At 70.8% G+C, this 19,307-nt stretch carries 14 protein-coding genes and 1 pseudogene; 8 read left to right on the forward strand and 7 right to left on the reverse strand.

Features of this window, described 5'->3' with window-relative positions; genetic code table 11:
- Positions 1-216: 216 nt before the first annotated feature.
- Together ACIF9R_RS15780 and ACIF9R_RS15785 are read left to right on the forward strand one after the other, a co-directional pair.
- A complete protein-coding gene (locus ACIF9R_RS15780; protein ID WP_399979680.1) occupies positions 217-1,635 on the forward strand; it encodes a DEAD/DEAH box helicase in 1,419 nt (472 codons plus the stop codon).
- A 103-nt stretch (positions 1,636-1,738) separates the two neighbouring features.
- Positions 1,739-1,978 (forward strand): DUF5302 domain-containing protein, encoded by a 240-nt coding sequence (locus ACIF9R_RS15785; protein ID WP_399979683.1) that lies wholly within the window; start codon positions 1,739-1,741, stop codon positions 1,976-1,978.
- A gap of 75 nt (positions 1,979-2,053) precedes the next feature.
- Here ACIF9R_RS15785 and ACIF9R_RS15790 read toward each other — a convergent pair whose 3' ends face one another.
- Complete coding sequence (locus ACIF9R_RS15790) at positions 2,054-3,739, reverse strand: ribonuclease J (RefSeq protein WP_399979686.1); 1,686 nt, start codon at positions 3,737-3,739, stop codon at positions 2,054-2,056.
- A 372-nt stretch (positions 3,740-4,111) separates the two neighbouring features.
- On the opposite strand from ACIF9R_RS15790, the gene ACIF9R_RS15795 reads away from it, so the two are divergent.
- Complete coding sequence (locus ACIF9R_RS15795; RefSeq protein WP_399979688.1) at positions 4,112-4,441, forward strand: alpha-amylase; 330 nt, start codon at positions 4,112-4,114, stop codon at positions 4,439-4,441.
- A gap of 82 nt (positions 4,442-4,523) precedes the next feature.
- Here ACIF9R_RS15795 and ACIF9R_RS15800 read toward each other — a convergent pair whose 3' ends face one another.
- The 3 genes from ACIF9R_RS15800 to ACIF9R_RS15810 all read right to left on the reverse strand — a co-directional run bounded on the left by ACIF9R_RS15800 (position 4,524) and on the right by ACIF9R_RS15810 (position 9,391).
- Positions 4,524-6,695 carry an alpha-galactosidase gene (locus tag ACIF9R_RS15800; RefSeq protein ID WP_399979690.1) on the reverse strand — a complete coding sequence of 724 codons (2,172 nt, stop codon included), beginning with the start codon at positions 6,693-6,695 and terminating at the stop codon, positions 4,524-4,526.
- 447 nt (positions 6,696-7,142) lie between these two features.
- A complete protein-coding gene (locus ACIF9R_RS15805) occupies positions 7,143-9,212 on the reverse strand; it encodes a beta-galactosidase (protein ID WP_399979693.1) in 2,070 nt (689 codons plus the stop codon).
- Positions 9,209-9,391 carry a hypothetical protein gene (locus ACIF9R_RS15810; protein WP_399979695.1) on the reverse strand — a complete coding sequence of 61 codons (183 nt, stop codon included), beginning with the start codon at positions 9,389-9,391 and terminating at the stop codon, positions 9,209-9,211. Before ACIF9R_RS15810 ends, ACIF9R_RS15805 begins: the two co-directional genes overlap by 4 nt.
- 206 nt (positions 9,392-9,597) lie before the next feature.
- Here ACIF9R_RS15810 and ACIF9R_RS15815 point away from each other — a divergent pair, with 206 nt between their 5' ends.
- Complete coding sequence (locus tag ACIF9R_RS15815) at positions 9,598-10,812, forward strand: 4-hydroxybenzoate 3-monooxygenase (RefSeq protein ID WP_399979697.1); 1,215 nt, start codon at positions 9,598-9,600, stop codon at positions 10,810-10,812.
- Positions 10,813-10,927: 115 nt separating this feature from the next.
- Complete coding sequence (locus tag ACIF9R_RS15820; protein ID WP_399979699.1) at positions 10,928-12,871, forward strand: ABC transporter ATP-binding protein; 1,944 nt, start codon at positions 10,928-10,930, stop codon at positions 12,869-12,871.
- A gap of 235 nt (positions 12,872-13,106) precedes the next feature.
- Here the strand turns inward: ACIF9R_RS15820 and ACIF9R_RS15825 are convergent, their stop codons facing one another.
- On the reverse strand, positions 13,107-13,778 hold the full coding sequence (locus ACIF9R_RS15825) for a peptidase E (protein WP_399979702.1): 672 nt from the start codon (positions 13,776-13,778) through the stop codon (positions 13,107-13,109).
- A gap of 571 nt (positions 13,779-14,349) precedes the next feature.
- On the reverse strand, positions 14,350-16,128 hold the full coding sequence (locus ACIF9R_RS15830; protein ID WP_399979704.1) for a protein kinase: 1,779 nt from the start codon (positions 16,126-16,128) through the stop codon (positions 14,350-14,352).
- Between the two features lie 367 nt (positions 16,129-16,495).
- On the opposite strand from ACIF9R_RS15830, the gene ACIF9R_RS15835 reads away from it, so the two are divergent.
- Entirely contained in the window at positions 16,496-17,161 is a 666-nt protein-coding gene (locus tag ACIF9R_RS15835; protein WP_399979706.1) for a carbon-nitrogen hydrolase family protein, read from the forward strand.
- Here the strand turns inward: ACIF9R_RS15835 and tnpA are convergent.
- Positions 17,066-17,478 (reverse strand): annotated as a pseudogene (gene tnpA / locus ACIF9R_RS15840) (IS200/IS605 family transposase). The gene ACIF9R_RS15835 and the pseudogene tnpA sit on opposite strands and share 96 nt — an antisense overlap.
- 72 nt (positions 17,479-17,550) lie before the next feature.
- On the opposite strand from tnpA, the gene ACIF9R_RS15845 reads away from it, so the two are divergent.
- Complete coding sequence (locus tag ACIF9R_RS15845) at positions 17,551-18,759, forward strand: RNA-guided endonuclease InsQ/TnpB family protein (protein ID WP_399979708.1); 1,209 nt, start codon at positions 17,551-17,553, stop codon at positions 18,757-18,759.
- Between the two features lie 41 nt (positions 18,760-18,800).
- Positions 18,801-19,166 (forward strand): carbon-nitrogen hydrolase family protein, encoded by a 366-nt coding sequence (locus ACIF9R_RS15850; protein WP_399979710.1) that lies wholly within the window; start codon positions 18,801-18,803, stop codon positions 19,164-19,166.
- Positions 19,167-19,307: the final 141 nt, after the last annotated feature.

Raw genomic sequence — 19,307 nt, forward strand, 5'->3', positions numbered from 1 at the left:
CGGTCCGGCGATCGGGCCGGTCCCCCCGAAGCCGTCCCCGCTCCAGGTGCGCCTGCCCATCCCGGTGGGATCGCGGCGCGAGGCCATGCCGTTGTGTTAGTGTCATGCGTTTGCGTGGTCGTCGCGGTGGGCGATCCGGCTGCTCGGTTCCGTTGGCGCGAGGGCTGTTCCATCTGCCGGGCCTTCCTCGGTACGTTCCTCTGCGGAAGGCTGTTCATGAAGCACCCCGACGACTCCGGCATCCCCCACGGCGGTACCGCCCAGCCCGGCGCCCCGACCCCGACCTCGACGCCGCCCCCGATCGTCTCCTTCGCCGGTCTGAAACTGCCGGTGGAGGTGCTGCGGACCCTGAGCGGACTCGGGATGCGCGAGCCCTTCCCGATCCAGGCGGCCACCCTCCCCGACGCCCTGGAGGGACGTGACGTCCTGGGGCGCGGGCGCACCGGATCGGGCAAGACACTCGCCTTCGGCCTGCCGCTGCTGACCCGGACGGCCGGGCGGCGCGCCGAACCGAAGCAGCCCCTCGCCCTGATCCTCGTGCCCACCCGGGAGCTGGCCCAGCAGGTCACCCAGGAGCTGGCACCGTTCGCGGAGGCACTGCGGCTGCGGATGGCCACGGTCGTCGGGGGCCTGTCGATCGGCCGGCAGATCGCCGCGCTGCGTCAGGGAGCCGAGGTGGTCGTCGCCACCCCCGGGCGGCTGCACGATCTGATCGAGCGCAAGGCCTGCCGCCCGGGACGGGTGGGCATCACCGTGCTGGACGAGGCCGACCAGATGTGCGACCTGGGATTCCTGCCGCAGGTCGCCGACGTGCTCGACCAGGTGCGCCCCGACGGACAGCGGATGCTCTTCTCGGCCACGCTCGACAGTGACGTCGACGAGCTGGTCCGCCGCTACCTCCACGACCCCGTCGTCCACTCGGTCGAGGAGTCCGCGGGCCAGGTCTCCACGGCGGAACACCACGTCCTGGTCGTCCACGGCCCCGACCGCTACGCCGTCACCACCGAGATCGCCGCCCGCGACGGCCGCACGCTGCTGTTCCTCGACACCAAACACGCCGTCGACCAGCTCACCCGGCATCTGCGGGCCGCCGGGGTGCACGCGGGAGCCCTGCACAGTGGCAAGTCCCAGCCACAGCGCACACGGACCCTGGCGCAGTTCAAGGAGGGCCGGATCACCGTGCTGGTGGCGACCGGCGTCGCGGCCCGCGGCCTGCATGTCGACGACCTCGATCTCGTGGTCAACGTCGAACCGCCCACCGACCCCAAGGACTATGTGCACCGGGCGGGCCGCACCGCCCGCGCCGGTGCGTCCGGCAGCGTGGTCACGCTGGTGCCGGGGGACCGGCGCCGCGAGACGAGCCGCATGCTGGCCGCGGCCGGCATCGAGCCGACCGTCACCAAGGTGCGCTCGGGCGAGGCGGAGCTGAGCCGGATCACCGGCGCCAGGGCTCCCTCCGGCACCCCGCTCGACGGCCGGCCCGCCGAATCCCGGCCGAAGAACACCAACGCCCCCTTCCGCGGCCTCGGCACCAGCAAGGACGCCTCCCGCGGCGGCGGAAAGTCCCGCAGGGCCGGCGAGGCCCGCAAGCTCGCCGAGGCCCGCAAGGCAGCCTCCGTACGTCGCAACGGCTGACAGCGCTGCCCCCGGCGCCACGAGCAGCAGGCGGCGTCGGTGCCCGGCACCTGGCCCGGCATGACAAGCTGTGCCTTTCCACCCCCGAACCCAGGAGGTCACCATGACCGCAGAGCCCGTATCCACGGAAGGTTCGGATCCGGCTTCCGCCGAAACGCCGCCGCTGGCACCGGACAGCGACGGCACCTACGACCTCAAGCGCAAGTTCCGCGAAGCCCTGGCGCGCAAGCGCGGTGCACAGGCGGACGCCGCCGTCGCCGCCAACCCGAACGCGTCGAAGGTGCGCGCGGCGCACGGCCCGGCCGCGAGCCAGCGCTCGTTCCGGCGCAAGAGCGGCGGCTGAGCCGCTCGGTTCCGCGGTCCGGCCCCTGCCCGCGGGCAGGGGCCGGACCGCGGAACCGGCCCGCCGGGCCGTGGCTCAGGCGTCGATGATGACCGGGATGATGAGCGGCTTGCGGCGGTAGGTGCGGAACGCCCAGTTCGCCACGGCGCGAGCCAGGAGCTGTTCGAGCTGCCGCGCGTCGCCGACGCCTTCCTCGGCTGCGGCCGCCAGCGTCTTCTCGATGACGGGGACGACCGGCTCGAAGGTCGTGTCGTCGTGGACGAAGCCGCGGGCCAGGAAGTCGGGAGCCTCGGCGAGGGCACCGGTGTCCGCGTCGACGATCGCCACCACCGTGAGCACACCCTCCTCCGCGAGGGTGAGGCGGTCCTTGAGGGACGCCTCGGTGGCGCCGCCGACCTCCATGCCGTCCACGTAGACGTTGCCGGCGGGGACCTTGCCGGTGATGGACGCGCGCCCGTCGACGAGATCGACGACGACGCCGTCCTCGGCGATGACGACACGCTCGGGGTCGACGCCGGTACGGATGGCGAGGTCGCCGTTGGCCCGCAGGTGGCGCCATTCGCCGTGCACGGGCATGACGTTGCGGGGTTTGACGATGTTGTAGCAGTAGACGAGTTCACCGGCGCTGGCGTGCCCGGAGACGTGCACCTTGGCGTTGCCCTTGTGGACCACGTGGGCGCCCCACCGGGTGAGTCCGTTGATCACCCGGTAGATGGCGTTCTCGTTGCCGGGGATGAGGGAACTGGCGAGCAGGACGGTGTCGCCCTTGCCGATGCGGATCTGGTGGTCGCGGTTGGCCATCCGGGACAGGGCGGCCATCGGTTCGCCCTGGGAGCCGGTGCACACCAGGGTGATCCTGTGGTCGGGGAGCTTCTCCAGTTCCTTGGTGCTCACCACCAGACCGGACGGCACCTTCAGATAGCCCAGGTCACGGGCGATGCCCATGTTGCGGACCATCGACCGGCCGACGAAGGCGACCTTGCGGCCGTGCTCGTGGGCGGCGTCCAGGACCTGCTGGATGCGGTGCACGTGGCTGGCGAAGCTGGAGACGATGACCCGGCGCGGCGCGGTGCGCATCACCTGCTCGATCGCCGGGTTCAGCTCACGCTCGGAGGTGGTGAAGCCGGGCACCTCGGCGTTGGTGGAGTCGGTGAGGAACAGATCGACCCCCTCCTCGCCGAGGCGGGCGAAGGCACGCAGATCGGTGATGCGGTCGTCGAGGGGGAACTGGTCCATCTTGAAGTCGCCGGTGTGCAGCACCATCCCGGCACTGGTGCGGATCGCGACCGCGAGACTGTCCGGGATGGAGTGGTTGACCGCCACGAACTCGCAGTCGAACGGACCGAAGCCGCGCCGGTCGCTCTCCCGCACCCGCACCGTGCGCGGCCGGATGCCGTGCTCCTTGAGCTTGGCCTCCAGGAACGCCAGCGTCAGCTTGGAGCCGACGACGGGGATGTCCCTCCGCTCCCGCAGCAGATAGGGCACGCCGCCGATGTGGTCCTCGTGCCCGTGCGTGAGGACGATGGCGACGACGTCGTCCAGCCGGTTCCGGATCGAGGTGAAGTCCGGCAGGATCACGTCCACGCCGGGCTGGGTCTCCTCGGGGAACAGCACGCCACAGTCGACGATGAGCAGTTTGCCGGCGTGCTCGAAGACGGTCATGTTGCGGCCGATCTCACCGAGGCCGCCCAGGGCGGTGACCCGCAGCCCTCCTTCGGGAAGGGGCGGTGCGGCTTTGAGGTCGGGGTGTGGATGACTCATACCCTGACGTTACCCGGTGAGCGGGAGGGATGATCCATCGAGGCCGCCGTGACCGCGGTGTGCCCGTGCCGGACGCTTCCGGTCCCGGCCCGCACCACCCCTCGTCCGACCGCGGAGCGATCGCTTTCGGACGTGTCACGGCCGCTCCGCTCACCGCGGTATGCCGTCGTGTGCCGACGGCGGCGGCCCGGCGGCAGGAGAGGGAACTGCCGTTTCGTCCGACGGTGACCTCGCCCGGCTCCGCGGTTCCCCCACCTCGCCGTTCCGGGCGCCACCGCACCGAGTCTGAAACTTGCTGCAAGACTTTTCATGCAGTGCCGGGTCCCCCGTACGCTGACGCTGTCCGTTCGACAAGTGAAGGGGAGCACTGTGATGAAGCGGCCTGTACGTTCAACTTTTGTGGCGTGCTCGGTGGTCCTGGCCGTGGCGTCGTCCGGCACGGCGGCTCACGCCGGACCCGCGGAGAACACGGGGAGCGAGACGCCCGCACCCGCGTGCGTGACCTTCAGCGCGGGCTGGCGCTACACGTTCGTCACCAACGGCTGTCCCACCACCCACACCGTGCGGGTCGTGTACGGCGACGGAATGCAGGTCCCTCACCGCGAGGTGCCGCCGGGAGCCGTGGTCACCTTCCCGGGGTACGGCACCACGGGGAACACGGTGCAGGGCGTCGTGCTGTACGACGGCACCGACGGATCCTGACCGGCCGGGGTGCGGGGCCCCGCCGAGGTGAGGGCCCCGCCCGGACGCGCCCGGCCCGTGCGAGGCACGGGCCGGGGCGCGTTCATACCGGCTGCGCGATCCGGCGGACCTCGATCAGCGCGAGGCTCTCCGGGTGAAGGGTCGGCGCCTGGACGCCGAGCACCGACAGGACGCGGCCCGGCAGTTCGACCCCCTCCGGTGTCCACCAGGGCAGCGGAGCGGTGACCGGACCCCGGGCCGAATCCCCCGGCGGGAGCGGGGCCACGGCGTACCGGGCGTCCTCCGCCAGGCCGGGCAGGCGCACGCGCCCCGTCGGTACCCGCACGCTCGTGGCCGTCTGCACCACCGCGTACACGGCATGGGACCGGTCGGGGGCCACGACGCCGTGCACGAGGACCGCGGGATCATGGGAATCGCCGTGCACCACGGTCCCACCGTGCAGCAGCGGCCGGAGCCGCTTGTGGGTCGCGATCCACTCGGCGAGCCGGCCGCGCTCCGCGGGCGTCGCCCGGGTGAGGTCCCACTCGATGCCCAGGTGACCGAAGAACGCGGTGCCGGCGCGGAAGTCGAGACCGTGTGTGCGGCCCGTGGTGTGCGCGGCGGGGGCGCCGACGTGCGCGCCCATCAGCTCGGGAGGCAGCAGCAGGCCCGTCCAGAGCTGGATCCGCTGCCGTTCCAGGGCGTCGATGCAGTCGCTCGTCCACACGCGGTCGCTGCGTTCGAGGATGCCCAGGTCCACCCGGGCACCGCCCGAGGAGCAGGATTCGATCTCCAGCCCGGGATGGCGCCGGCGCACCTCGTCCATCAGCGCGTACACCGCGGTGGTCTGTGCGTGCACCCCGCCGACACCGCGCGGGCCGCTGCCCGCGTCGACGAGGTCGCGATTGTGGTCCCACTTGAGGTAGTCCACGGCGTACTCGCCGACCAGGGCGTCCAGACGTTCGAGCACATACGCGTACGCCTCCGGCCTGCCCAGGTCGAGCACGTGCTGGTGCCGGGCCTCCGGAGGCAGGCGCCCGGCCGCGGACAGGATCCACTCCGGATGGGCCCTGGCCAGGTCCGAGTCGAGGTTGATCATCTCCGGCTCGACCCAGAGACCGAACTGCAGCCCGAGGGAACGGACGTGCTCGACGAGCGGGTGCAGCCCCTCCGGCCAGATCCCGGGGTCCACGTACCAGTCGCCCAGGCCTGCCCGGTCGTCGCGACGCCCGCGGAACCACCCGTCGTCCAGGACGAACCGCTCGGCTCCGACCTCCGCCGCCGCGTCCGCCAGGGCGGTGAGGGTGCCGAGATCCTGCCGGAAGTAGACCGCCTCCCAGGTGTTGAGGGTGACGGGCCGCACCGTGGCCGGATGGTGGGGACGCTGCCGCAGGTACGTGTGGAAGCGCGCCGCCATGTCGTCCAGACCCCGGCCGTACGAGCCCAGCAGCCACGGGGTCGTGTACGCGGCACCGGGCCCCAGGCGCACCTCGCCCGGCAGCAGCAGTTCCCCACCGCCGAGGAGCGAGACCCCGGAGTTCGTCCGCTCGGCGAAGGTGCGGTGGTTGCCGCTCCACGCGACGTGCAGGCTCCACACCTCACCATCGCGGAAGCCGAAGCCCCGCTCACCCACGGTGTGCAGGAGGGTGGCGTCGACACCGGTACGTCCGCGCCGGTTCTCCCGCAGATGCGTGCCGAGGGTGAACTCGTGCCGCTGCGGGGACCGCTCCCGCAGATGGCGGCCGGTCAGGTCGAGCACGTCGGCGGCGTGCTCCGGCACCGGCAGCGTGAGGTGCAGCGCCTCCAGCGTGTAGGGGCCCTCACCCCGGTTGGTGAGGCGCGCACGCTGGCGGACGAGGCCGGAGGGGGTCAGCTCGAGCTCCCACCGCAGGGCGAGCCCGGCCTGCTCGTCCACGGCCTCGGCCACCAGCGAGCGAGGCCCCGGGAACCGCAGCTCCCGGACGGCGAAGGCACAGGAGAAGTCGGCGCCCTCGCGGTGCCCGGACAGCCCCGGCGTGCCCAGCCAGCCGGCCGACTGCTCGGGCAGCACACTCACGGGCACGGGGACGTCGGGAACGCTGGTACCGAGCTCGGCGACGCTCACCGTGGCGAGCTGGGCGAGGTCGCCCGCGCCGCCGGACGCGTCGTCCCCCAGGTCGCCGAGGTCGGCTCCCCAGTGCAGGACCCGTGGGAGGCGGGGCCCCGAGCAGTCGAGGACCAGGCTGGTGCCCTGCGCGCGGAGATGGAGCAGATGGGAAGATCGGTCGGTGGTCACCTGGCTCCCCCGAGGATGTCCCGGCCTTCAGGCCGGGGGAGAATCGGACCCCTGCGAAGCAGGGCAGGAAACGGGGTTTCGCCGTCAGGGCGAAAGACCGCCCACCCGGCCGGGTGAACTGCACGCCGTACGTTGCGAGAACCAAGCGCGTACGTCGTGCTGATCGAGAACCAGGACAGCACATGCACCTCCGAGCTTTGCTGTATGACCCCGGGCTGGTTTCAACCCGGCTGGTGCTGATCGTGGAAGACCTGTCGGGTCGCTGACCCGCAGGCGGCGTGAGCCAGGAATCCCCTGCTTCAGCTGGGGGAGGATTCAAGTGTCTGCGCCTTCGAGGGGTTGTCCCGTCGGCGGGCCGGTGACGACATGCTCGCCGGGCGACGCCAGGAGATACAGGGCCCGGCTCGTCCGGGAACACGGCTCGAAGCGACCGTGGTCGGACCGGCCCTACCGTCGCCGCGGGCGGCCTCCGCCCGTCCTCCCGTCCGTCCCCGACCCACCGTGTTCCCGGATCACCGCGACATCGCCCGCGCGGAGGCGGATCTCGCCTTCGGCACGTACGCCGCTCAGCAGGTCGGTGCCCGTTGCCGGGACGGACACGTCGCGCGGGGAGTGGTTGATCAGGAACAGGTACGCGGCGTCCGGGCCACGCCTGCGGACCGCCTCGACCCCGTCCGGGACCTCGGCCGCGGCGGTGACCCCGGCCTCCCGGCAGACCCGGGCCAGCCGCGCGCGCAGGGCGTCCGCGTCCGGACGCGTCGCCACGTACCAGGAAACGCCGTCACCGTAAGCGTGCCGGGTGACCGCCGGGTGCCCCGGAACCGGGCCGCCGCACGACGGGTCCTTCGCGAAGGACAGGACCGTGTCGGCCCCTCGCGGTTCGACGAGTTCGGTCCAGACCGTGGCCCGTGAGCCGTCGGAGAGCCGGACCGTCTCCGCCTCCCGGAGCGGGAAGAACTCGTCCACCCGGATGCCGAGCATGTCCCGGTACGCCCCCGGATGGCCGCCGAGGCGGACGTGGTCGTGCTCGTCCACCACACCGCTGAAGAAGCCGACCGCCGCGTGTCCGCCGTCCGCGACGAACCCGTTCAGCGCCGCGGCGTCCGCGTCGCTCGTCAGGCAGAGGCTGGGGACGAGGACCAGCCGGTACCCGCTCAGGTCGCTCCCGGGGTGCACCAGGTCGCAGGTGACGCCCAGCGACCACAGCGCCTGGTACCAGGCGCGGACCAGGTCGAGGTAGCGCACGTCCTGTGAGGGGGTGGCGTCCATCTCGAGGGCCCACCAGGCGTTCCAGTCGAAGAGCAGCGCGACGTCCGGCACCACCCGGGTGCCGCGCACCTCCGCCAGCGCCTGCAGGTCCCGGCCGAGACCGGTGACCTCGTGCCAGGTCCTGGTGTCCGTGCCGCCGTGCGGGAGCATCACGGAGTGCCACTTCTCGGCGCCGGCCCGCGACTGGCGCCACTGGAAGTACAGGACGCCCTCGGCACCGCGCGCCACGTGCGCGAGGCTGTTGCGCCGCATCTGCCCCGGGGTCTTCGCGACATTGCGGGGCTGCCAGTTCACCGCGGAGGTGGAGTGCTCCATCAGCAGCCACGGAGCGCCGCCGCCCATGCCGCGCGCCAGGTCGGCGTCGAGGGACAGCCCGATGTGCGCCTCGGGGTCCGCGGCGGTGAGGTACTGGTCCACGGACACGAAGTCGCACTCCCCGGCGAAGGAGAATCCGTCGACCTTCTTCTCGAGGGTGACCAGGAGGTTGGTGGTGAGCGGCACACCGGGGGAGAGCCGGCGCACGATCTCGGCCTCGCGCCGGTGCAGTGCCAGCAGCGCGTCCGAGGAGAACCGCCCGTGGTCGAGCCGCTGGGTGGGATTCGGCACGGCGGCGGTGGCGCGCGGCGGAAGGACCTCCGCCCAGTCGCCGTACCGCTGGCTCCAGACAACCGTCCCCCACGCCTCGTTGAGACCGTCGAGGCTCCCGTGCCGCTGCCGGAGCCAGTCACGGAACGCCTCGGCGCTGACGTCGCAGAAGCAGTGCGCGTTGTGGTTGCCCCACTCGTTGTGCAGATGCCACAGAGCCAGCGCGGGGTGGTCGCGGTACCGCTCCACGAGCCGTTCGACGAGGTCACCTGCCGCCTCGGCGTACGCGGGGCTGCTCGGGCAGAACGTCTGCCGCGAGCCGTGACTCAGCCGGACGCCGTCGGCGGTCACCGGCAGGGCCTCGGGGTGGCGCAGCGAGAACCACGGTGGTGGGGACGCCGTGGCCGTCGCCAGGTCGGCGGCGATGCCGTTCGCGTGCAGCAGGTCCATGACCTCGTCGAGCAGGCCGAACTCGTACGTCCCCGGGCGCGGCTCCAGGAACGCCCAGGAGAAGACACCGACGGTGACGAGGTTGACGCCGGCCTCACGCATGAGCCGGACGTCCTCGTCCCACACGTCCCGCGGCCACTGCTCAGGGTTGTAGTCACCGCCGTAGGCGATGCCGCCGAGCCGGTCGGACAGGTGCCTCAGCGCGTCGCTCACGCCTTCACCGCCCCCGCCGCGAGACCGGCCTTCCAGTAGCGCTGGAGCACCAGGAAGGTGATGACGATCGGGACGACCGAGAGGAGCGACCCGGTGATGCTGAGGATCTGCAGCGACGGGTCATGGCTGACCTGGGACTGCCAGGTGAACAGGCCCAGCGTGCCTCGTAAAGTCAACACAGTCGCTCGGGAGATCACGGAATCAAACATAAACGTTATCGACCTGATCGGGGTGGAGCGCAATGGTCTCTACCAGTGGGAGTTGGTGTTGCCGATGGCCGGACGGGATGTCGAACGTTGTCAGAGAACGATTCAGCAAACGCGCATACGCAAATCTCATCGGGTGGCGGGGGTGCCCGGCGCCGCCGGGCGGGAGAATGCCGACCATGACCTCCTCACGCGTCCGCGGCCGCACGCAGATCGGTATCGTCGGGGCCGGCCCTGCCGGGCTGATGCTCTCCCACCTGCTCGCCCGGGCCGGAATCGACTCGGTCGTGGTGGATCTGCGCAGCCGCCGGGAGATCGAGGAGACCCACCGTGCCGGGATCCTGGAGCAGGACTCGGTCGACCTGCTGGCGGGCACCGGGGTCTCCGACCGGGTGCACCGGGACGGCCACCGCCACGACGGCATCGAGCTGGCCTTCGGTGGGGGCAGCCACCGGATCGACTTCCAGGGCCTGGTGGGCGCGTCGACCCAGCTCTACCCCCAGACGGACGTCTTCATCGACCTCGCCGACGCCCGGACGCGCGACGGTGGCGACGTCCGGTTCGGTGTCACCGACGTGTCGGTCGACGACCTCGTCTCCGATGCGCCGGTCCTGCGGTTCACCGACGCACACGGCCTCCGCCACGAGGTCCGGGCCGACTTCCTCGTGGGCGCCGACGGATCGCGGAGCCTGTGCCGCCACCAGGTACCGGAGGCGGAACGCACGCAGTACTTCCGTGCCTACCCCTTCGCCTGGTTCGGGATCCTCACCGAGGCACCCCCGAGCGCACCGGAGCTGATCTACAACCACTCCCCGAGTGGCTTCGCACTGATCAGCCGGCGCACCGAGCACCTCCAGCGGATGTACTTCCAGTGCGATCCCGCGGAGGACGTGGGCGACTGGTCCGACGACCGGATCTGGGACGAGCTCCAGTCACGGGTCGGGGCCAACGGCCACCGTCTGCGGGAGGGGCCGATCACCTCCAGGACCGTCCTGCCGTTCCGCAGCTTCGTCCAGGAGCCGATGCACCACGGGCGGCTGGTGCTGGCGGGCGATGCCGCGCACACGGTGCCGCCGACCGGCGCCAAGGGCCTCAACCTGGCCCTCGCCGACGTGCGCGTCCTGGCCGAGGAGCTCGAGAGGGCGGTCGCGGGCGGGGACACCGCTCCCCTCGCGACCTACAGCGAGCGGGCACTGGACCGGGTCTGGAAGGCCCAGCACTTCTCCTACTGGATGACCAGCATGCTGCACAGGTTGCCCGACGCCACCCCGTTCGACGTCCGTCGCCAGGAAGGAGAGCTGGCCGCCGTGACCGGCTCCACCGCGGGGTCGACCTACCTTGCCGAGGCCTACACCGGATGGCCGCGAGGACGATCGGCGGGCCCCCGGCGCTGAGCGCGGGCGGGCAGTCCCTCTCGTGGTGTCCGGTTCTCACTCGTACGGGGTAAATGCCTGGACCGGGAACCGCCCCTGACGGGAAACTTCCGACCTCCGAACCTCCGGGAGTGTCATGGGGACCACCGAGACACCAGGGCAGGCGCCGGGTAGGAGCGCGGTCCTTCTGGCGCTGCGCCGCTACTGCCGGGAACTGCTGCGACTGCGACTGCTGGCCCTGCCCGCACTGCTGCTGCCGGCCGTGGGCAACATCGGCATCCGTTACATCGCCCCCCTGCTGATCGCCAAACTGGCGGGACAGGCCGCCGGTGACGGGGGCCTCACCCTCGCGTCGGCGCTGCCGTACGTGCTGGGCTTCGGCGTGACGCTGCTGGTCGCCGAGGCCGTGTGGCGGGTCGGGCAGCACTGCCTGAACCGGGTGGACGCCCTCGGCATGGAGCACCTGTATGTGCGCGGCATGGACGAACTCCTCGCCAAGGACGCGGCGTTCTTCCACGACAACTTCGCCGGCTCCCTGACCAAACGGGTGCTCAGCTTCGGCAAGCGCTTCGAGGACTTCGTCGACACCCTGACGTACCGGATCGTGGGCAGCCTCGTCCCCCTGCTGTTCGGCGCCGTGGTGCTGTGGAGCTACGAACCGCTGCTCGTCGCCGGTCTGCTGGTGATGATCGCTCTCACCGTGGTGGCCGCGACACCGTTGATCCGTCGCCGGCAGAGACTCGTCAACGACCGTGAGGCCGCGATCGCCCGGGTCTCCGGTCACGTCGCCGACAGCCTGATGAACATGGAGACCATCCGGGCGTTCGCGGCCGAGCGGCGGGAGGCCGGCGAACACCGGAGCCGTGTCGCGGACTCCCGGCGCCTGATGCTGAAATCGTGGGACTACGGCAATCTGCGCGTCGACACCCTGATCGCCCCCATGTCCGTGCTGACCAACGTGCTGGGCCTGTTGGTCGCGATCGCCTTCGGCGGCCCGGGCCAGGGAGTGGAGGAGATCGTCGTCGCTTTCACCTACTACTCCAACGCGACCCAGATCATGTTTGAGTTCAACCAGATCTACCGGCGCCTGGAGAGCTCGATGACCGAGGCCGCACAGTTCACGGAGCTGCTGCTGGACCCGCCGACCGTGCTCGACCCGGAGGAACCCGAACCGCTCGCACCGCGGGACACCGGCATCCGCTTCGAAGCGGTGACCTTCGCCCACACGGCCGCGAAGCCGATCTTCCGGAAACTCGATCTGGACGTGCCCGCGGGCGCACGGATCGGACTGGTCGGCCGGTCCGGCGGCGGCAAGACCACACTCACCCGGCTCCTGCTGCGGATGGCGGACATCGACGACGGCCGCATCATGATCGGCGGGCAGGACATCAGCAGACTGCGCCAGAGCGATCTGCGCTCACTGATCGCCTACGTTCCGCAGGAACCCGCGATGTTCCACCGCAGCCTGCGGGACAACATCGCCTTCGCCCGGCCCGGCGCCACCGACGCGGAGATCCACGCGGCGGCCGCGGCCGCGCACGTCACGGAGTTCGCGGGCCAACTCCCCGAAGGCTTCGCCACCCTGGTGGGGGAGCGGGGAGTCAAACTCTCGGGCGGCCAGCGCCAGCGCGTCGCCCTCGCCAGGGCCATCCTGCGCGACGCCCCGATCCTGCTGCTCGACGAGGCGACCAGCGCGCTGGACTCGGAGAGCGAGCTCCTGGTCCAGGACGCCCTGTGGCGGCTGATGGACGGACGTACGGCGCTCGTGGTCGCCCACCGTCTGAGCACCGTCGCCGGTATGGACCGTCTTGTCGTCCTCGACCGCGGAAGCGTCGTCGAGCAGGGCGCCCACGACGAGTTGCTCGCCGCGAACGGCGCTTACGCCAGGCTGTGGCAGCACCAGTCGGGCGGCTTTCTGGGGGAGAGTACCGGGTCGGACCTCGGACGCCGGGCCCCGGAAGCAGACCCCGGCGGGGCACCCGAACCGGCTGCACGCGGTGTCACGCTGATGCGCCCCCCACGTGCGGCGAGCGGTGGAGTGCCGGACCTCCGCGCGGAAGGAGCCGTGGGCGAAGCGTGAACGACGTCGCGGAGGCCGGCAGATCCGTGCCGATCACCCGGGGCCCTGGGTTTGAGACCTCCCCCTGCGTGGGCGGTGCCGGAGGGCCTGCCTCCATCACCGGTGCAGCATCACTTCGGAAGATTTCGTCTACATCGAAACCTCCCGTTGTGTTCGTGGCGCACAATCATCCGCGTAGCGGACAATGCGCCCCCCACCGTGTTCTCGGCGCGCTTGGCCACCTTCAGGACCAGCTTCAGCCCGGATGGAACCGCCACCGGCCTTCAGAAATGACATCCACCTTGCCGTCCCTGACGCGAACGGCTGTCTCGTCGTCGATGAAGTAGATCGGGAAGTTGGCCCGCGCAGCGACGCGATCAGCCCAGGCGTCGTCCCGCTCGGGGAAATCCGGCGAGTACAGATGGGGCTTGAGGTACCAGTCGAAGAGGCCGAACGGCGGCTCCACGGTCGTTGTGCCGAGCACGTGGAGATCCGCGGTGTCCCCGATGATGTCGGCGGAGTGCCCAGTGAGATTACGGCTGAAGATCATTGAACCAGCGCTGACCCCCACATAGACCCGGTCCTCCAGCGCCTCCAGGAAGCCGTCGGCCAGGCCGTTACCGGTGATACTGCGCGCGAGGTGGTACTGGTTACCGCCCTCGACATAGATGACATCGGCGTGGAGCAGCCGGTCGAGCACCATCTGCCGGGGTAGGCCGTTCAGCTCCAGGACGTCGAACTCCCCCCAGCCGAGGCCGTGCAGCCGGTTCATGTCCGCGACGAACCACCCGTGATCCCCGGCCTCGGCGACTGATGCCGTAGGAACGAACACGACGTTCGCCGACCCGAACGGCTTTCCCAGCATGTCCCGCAGCGCATCCCGCAGCGTCTCGTTGCGCAGGCCGCTCGCCGTCAACAGAAAGTTCACCGGATGATCGAAGCACGACTGACGGGCGCGCACAACAAGGTCATGTTCCCGGTAACCACCACCTGGTCGGACATCCAGCAGAGTTGGGGTGGCTGAGCTGGACTGATCTCGGGGGCCCGCGATTTTGGTTGCTGATCGAGGGGCGGGCATGGCTGGGGCCCGACGCTGGGGTCGGGTGCTCCGGGGTTCCTCGTGTCGCGGATGGGCAGGGACAGTGCTGTGGGTCGGGTGGCTGGCCGGGCCAGGGCTGCGAGGCGGGTGAATGCGCTGGTCAGCTCGTGTCGCCAGGGCCAGATGGCGGAGATCCGTAGGTGGAGTCGGCGGCCTCCGTGCGTTCTCTGCACCAACGCGGTTGTCGGGGGTGCCCGGTGACGGGCATCGAGCAGGTCGCCACCCTGGTGACGTTCCGACCGCCACGAAGTAGCCGACTCCCCGTACCGCGCGGCGTGCTCCCTTGCCGCCTTGGGCGTCTGGTAGCCCCCGGGTGTCACCGGCCAGTTCGGTTCTCCCCATGTCACCCGGGCCGGGCGGCGTTCGCCGACCACACCGCCGGGCCCAGCGGACGGGCCGGTCAGTCCTGGGCCGGCATCACCCGGGTCACCTTGCCCTTCAGGTCGGCATCCAGATAGCCGGTGCCGTGGTCGTCGGCGAGATAGACGGCCAGTCCCAGCGGGGTGCCGAACGTGTCGTCGGCGGGGCGGACCAGGACGTAACGCATGGTCGGCCGCTTCACGTTCAGGTCTTTGTCTGCCCGCTTCAGCAGGGCAGGAAGGACGGTCCAGTCGAAGTCGTCCAGGCTGAACGGGCGGTCACCGCCGATCAGGGCGCCGCTGATGATGCCTTTCTCGACGCCCTGACCCGGGCGGTAGGTGTAGCTGTCGTACTTGGTGTCGCTTCCCTTGACCATGATCTCCGCGGACACGTAATCCGGGTAGATGGTGAGGTCGCACGCGCGGTCCGTGCCGGTCGCGGCCTTGATCTCCTTCACCGCCGTCCGGATGCCCTCCGGGGTGAGCAGATCGGTCTTCGCGTCGGCCTGGGGCACCGACGCCGCACGGGACGCTCCCGGCAATGCGGAAGTCGGGCTGTTCGTCCCGGTCGAGGACGCGTGAGGTGAATTGGCCACCCCTCCAAGATCGTTGTCCGCTCCGTCCGGCAGCAGGGTCCACACCAGGACTCCTGCCAGCACGATCCCGGCTGCGGACGAAGCCATCGCGACCCGGCTCTTCGCACGGCCGCCCGCTCGCGGCGGCGTCGGCCGTGTGGGTCCCGCCGGGTAGGGGGTCGGCGGCCCGGCCGGACCGGACACAACGCCGTGCAGAGCCGGCGGTCCGAATCCGGCCGGCGGTCCGAATCCGGCCGGCGGCCCGAATCCGGCCGGCGGCCCGAAGCCCGAAGACGGTCCGGACCCGGCCGGTGCGGAGGGCGTGGGTGTCGGCGCCGACGGAGGCACCAGCCGGTACGAGGTGGCCCCGCACACCCCGCCGGGAGCGCTCGGGACCGAGTCGCGGCCCTTGGCCGCTTCCGCGAGCATCCGGTCGGCGGTCTCCGCGTCTGCCCGCTCGGTCAGGTCCTTCACGAGCACGGCGTTCAGGAAGCCGGTCAGCACTCCGGCCTGGAGCGGCGGCGGAAGCTCCTCACTCAGAAGGGCAGCCAGCGTCGCGAGGGTGCTTCCCCTGCGCAGCGGGTGGTCACCCTCGACGGCGACGTACAGCATCATCGCCAGCGACCACAGGTCGGAGCCCGGGCCGCCCTCGTGGCCGGCGATCCGCTCGGGCGCCATGTAGTCAGGGGTGCCGATGATGGACCCTGTCGCGGTCAGGGCGGTCGACTCCCTGATGGCAGCGATACCGAAGTCGGTGAGGACCGGACGCCCGTCGGGCCTCATCAGGACGTTGGCGGGCTTCACATCCCGGTGCTGGATGCCGACGTCGTGCGCGGCGCGCAGCGCGGCCAGCACCTCGCGGCCTATCAGGGCGGCCTCCACGGGCGCCAGCGGCCCCTTCCCCAGCCGGTCCTGGAGCGAACCGCCGGTCACCAACTCCATGACCAGCCACGGGTAGACGTGCTCCCCACCATCAACCACATGGTGAATGGTCACCACATTGGGATGGTCGACACGGGCCAGCGCCCGTGCCTCGCGCAACACCCGAGCCCGGAGCATCGCCGCGCCCTGCGGATCGTATTCGGCAAAACCCGGATCGGGCGGCCGCACCTCCTTGAGCGCCACGGCCCGGTCCAGGACCAGATCGCGCGCCCGCCACACCAAACCCATGCCACCGCCACCGAGCCGCGCCTCCAGCTCGAAGCGCCCGTCGATGACCCGTCTGCCGGATTCCCCGTCACTCATGACCGGGAGCCTACGAGATACCGGTGACACGGCCGCGCGCAGGCGCCTCCAACGCCCCCGGGCCGGTGCGTTCCACGCCGACGCGCGCGCGTCGTACCGAGGATCTCGCCAAGATCCGCCTGCGCCCGACGTACTCCAGGACCGTCCGGTACACGGCTGGCCGGCGTGCCTGAGTGGGGGGACACAGGCGATATCCTCGTCCAGGACGTCGTGCTCCCGTTCCTCCGCGGGGGGAGCCCGCAGGTGCGTGCATCCGGTACGCCTGCATGATCTGTCCGCGCCTGCCGTGGCAGATGTCCCGAGCGAGCCATCCGTCGCTGTCCTGTCGAAGTGCATCTGGCAGACGATGGGCCCTTGACTTGCCCCGGTGCCAAATCCTTCGAGAACGCGGAGGATCGGGGTTCTCAAACGATCTGGCTTTCGCGGAAGCCTCGTTTCGCGCCAGAGGCAGAACCTCCGGCAGGCGGCCCTGGGAGCCCTGGCCCGGCTCGTCGTGCTCCCCGAGCTGCACCTGTGCGGCTACGACCTGCCGCGGCTCGCTCACGACCCGGGTGACGCGATCGTGCGCGCCGACCGGGGCCAACACGTCGCGGATCCCCGTCTGGACCCGCTTGCCCACACCGCAGTCCGCCACCGGATCACCGTGCTCATCGGCGTTGCCGTGCGCCACCACGACGGCAGACTCACCAACTCGGTCCTGGCGGTCCGGCCCAGCGGCATCGTCACCTTCCCCTACGACAAGCAACACCTGTGGCACGCCGAGGAAGCGGTCCTGTTCTCGGCTGGCACCCGGGCGGCGGCCCTGACCGTCGACGACTGGCGCCTCGGGCTCGGGATCTGCTACCGGGACTATTCGCAGTGCACCGGGCTTCGGCCCGGTGGTGAAGCGAATCTGAGAACTGCTCTGACCTCAGCTATGTGCATGGATCCGCACTGTTCACCTCGGCCCAGGTCGGAGCGGCCGATTTTGCTGCTCGATGTACTGCTTCACGAGGCTGAGCGGTGCGCCGCCGGCCGACCCGGCGAGGTATGAGCCGGACCACAGGCGCCGTGCCCGCCGGTAGTGGCGGACGAGGTCGGGGAACTCTCCCCCGGCCTTCGGCCGGGAGGTGCCCCCGGCCGGAGCCTGCGCGAGGACACGCCCTTGAGGGAGTTCACCAGCCTGGAGACGGCGGCCTTCGGCGGGAAGTCCACGAGCAGGTGGGCGTGGCCGGCCTCGCCGTTGAACTCGACCAGTTCGGCCTCGATGTCCTCGCACACGGCCCGCGTGATCTCCTCGCACCGCGTCAGGTGCCGGTCCGCGAAGACGGAGTGCCGGTACTTTGTCGCGAAAATCAAATGGACGTGCATGCGGAAGACGCGTGACGACCTGTACGAACGTTCTCATCGATACCCATAAACCAACTGTGTAGCGTGATCGGCGTGCAGCTTCGGTACAGCTTCCGCCTGTACTCGAGCGCCGGTCAGCGCAGCGCGTTGTCGAGGGCGTTCGGGTGTGCGCGGGTGGTCTACAACGACGCGCTCCGCGCCCGGGAGACCGCCCGCAGCCAGGGGCTGCCGTTCCCCAGGACCGGCGACCTGTCCAAGCGGCTCATCACCGAGGCGAAGAGCACCCCGGAGCGGGCCTGGCTCGGCGAGGTCTCGGCGGTCGTCCTCCAGCAGTCCCTGCGCGACCTGGACGCCGCGTACAAGAACTTCTTCGACGGCCTGAAGGGCAAGCGCCCCCGCACGGGTGCGCCCCAGTACAAGTCGAAGCGGGACACCCGGCAGACGGTCCGCTTCACCGCGAATGCCCGCTGGTCCATCACCCCGGGGCAGAAGCTGCGCTTGCCGAAGATCGGCGATGTGCGGGTGAAATGGTCCCGCGCTGTGCCCTCCACCCCGTCCACGGTGACCGTGGTCAAGGACAGTGCGGGCCGGTACTTCGCGAGCTTCGTCGTGGAGAGCGGCCCGGAGGAAGTCCTGCCGCAGACGACGCCCGAGATCGGGATCGAGCTCGGGCTCGGGCACTTCGCGGTCCTCTCCGACGGCACGAAGATCGACAGTCCGCGCTTCCTGCGCCGGGCCGCCAAGCACCTGAAGAAGGCCCAGCGTGCCCTTTCTCGCAAGGAGAAGGGCAGCAGGAACAGGGACAGGGCCAGGGTCCGCGTCGCACGGGCACACGCCCGGGTCGCGGACGCGCGCCGTGAGTTCCACCACCAGCTCTCCACCCGGCTGATCCACGAAAACCAAGCGGTCGCCGTGGAGGACCTGGCGGTGAAGGGACTCGCGCGTACGCGCCTGGCCAAGTCCGTGCACGACGCCGGATGGTCGGCGTTCGTGGCCATGCTGGAGTACAAGGCCGCCCGGTACGGGCGCACCCTCGTGAAGATCGGCCGGTTCGAGCCCACGTCGCAGGTGTGCTCGCAGTGCGGCGTCAAGGACGGCCCCAAGCCCCTGCACGTCCGTGTGTGGACGTGCAGGGCATGCGGGGCCGACCTCGATCGGGACATCAACGCGGCGGTCAACATCGCCAAGGCGGCCGGACTGGCCGTGACAGCCTGTCGAGCGCGGGTAGGACCGGGACGCGTCCCGGCACCGCGCAGCGAAGCAGGAACCCACCCGACACCGCAGCCTGCAACGGCGCGGTAGGCGGGAATCGCCGTCCTTCAGGGCGGCGAGGATGTCAAGACATGTCCTTCCCCGAACACGCCCGCGCCGCAGCGGTGTCGGGTGCGCACGTCGTTCTGTACCCGGCCGCCTTCGCCACCGGAACCGAACACCGGGCCGCCGTCTACCTCAGGGCCCGGGCCCTGGAGAACACCGTCTACACCGTGTTCTGCAATGCGCTCGGCGGCCCCGTACACCGCCCGTGCGACGGCGCCGGAGCGGTGTACGGTCCGGACGGAGCCACGGTGTCGCACGCGGAGCCCGGACAGGACACCGTTCTCTTCGCCGACCTCGACCCGAGGACGCTCACCCGCGTACGCGGCCACCTCCGCATGCTGGCCGAGCACCGGGCCGCCGTGGCCTCCGGGCGCGTGGCAGAGCCCTCCTGAGGGACGCGCGGGAATCTCGCGGGCGGCTCGCTCCCGGCCGGTCGCGCCTGTCGACACCTCGACGCCGCCGTTGCCGCGGGGGCGTGACGCGTGCCGTCGGCGGTCCCGAACACAGCCACGGCGCCCGACCCTCGGCCTTCC

This window comes from Streptomyces sp. NPDC086080 (assembly GCF_044540255.1).
In the GTDB taxonomy this organism is placed as follows: Bacteria; Actinomycetota; Actinomycetes; order Streptomycetales; family Streptomycetaceae; genus Streptomyces.

Excerpts from the sequence above, each read along its gene's own strand:
- ACIF9R_RS15780 (WP_399979680.1), top strand. The coding sequence starts at position 217 with ATGAAGCACCCCGACGACTCCGGCATCCCCCACGGCGGTACCGCCCAG.
- ACIF9R_RS15785 (WP_399979683.1), top strand. The coding sequence starts at position 1,739 with ATGACCGCAGAGCCCGTATCCACGGAAGGTTCGGATCCGGCTTCCGCC.
- ACIF9R_RS15790 (WP_399979686.1), bottom strand. The coding sequence starts at position 3,739 with ATGAGTCATCCACACCCCGACCTCAAAGCCGCACCGCCCCTTCCCGAA.
- ACIF9R_RS15795 (WP_399979688.1), top strand. The coding sequence starts at position 4,112 with ATGAAGCGGCCTGTACGTTCAACTTTTGTGGCGTGCTCGGTGGTCCTG.
- ACIF9R_RS15815 (WP_399979697.1), top strand. The coding sequence starts at position 9,598 with ATGACCTCCTCACGCGTCCGCGGCCGCACGCAGATCGGTATCGTCGGG.
- ACIF9R_RS15820 (WP_399979699.1), top strand. The coding sequence starts at position 10,928 with ATGGGGACCACCGAGACACCAGGGCAGGCGCCGGGTAGGAGCGCGGTC.
- ACIF9R_RS15830 (WP_399979704.1), bottom strand. The coding sequence starts at position 16,128 with ATGAGTGACGGGGAATCCGGCAGACGGGTCATCGACGGGCGCTTCGAG.
- ACIF9R_RS15850 (WP_399979710.1), top strand. The coding sequence starts at position 18,801 with ATGTCCTTCCCCGAACACGCCCGCGCCGCAGCGGTGTCGGGTGCGCAC.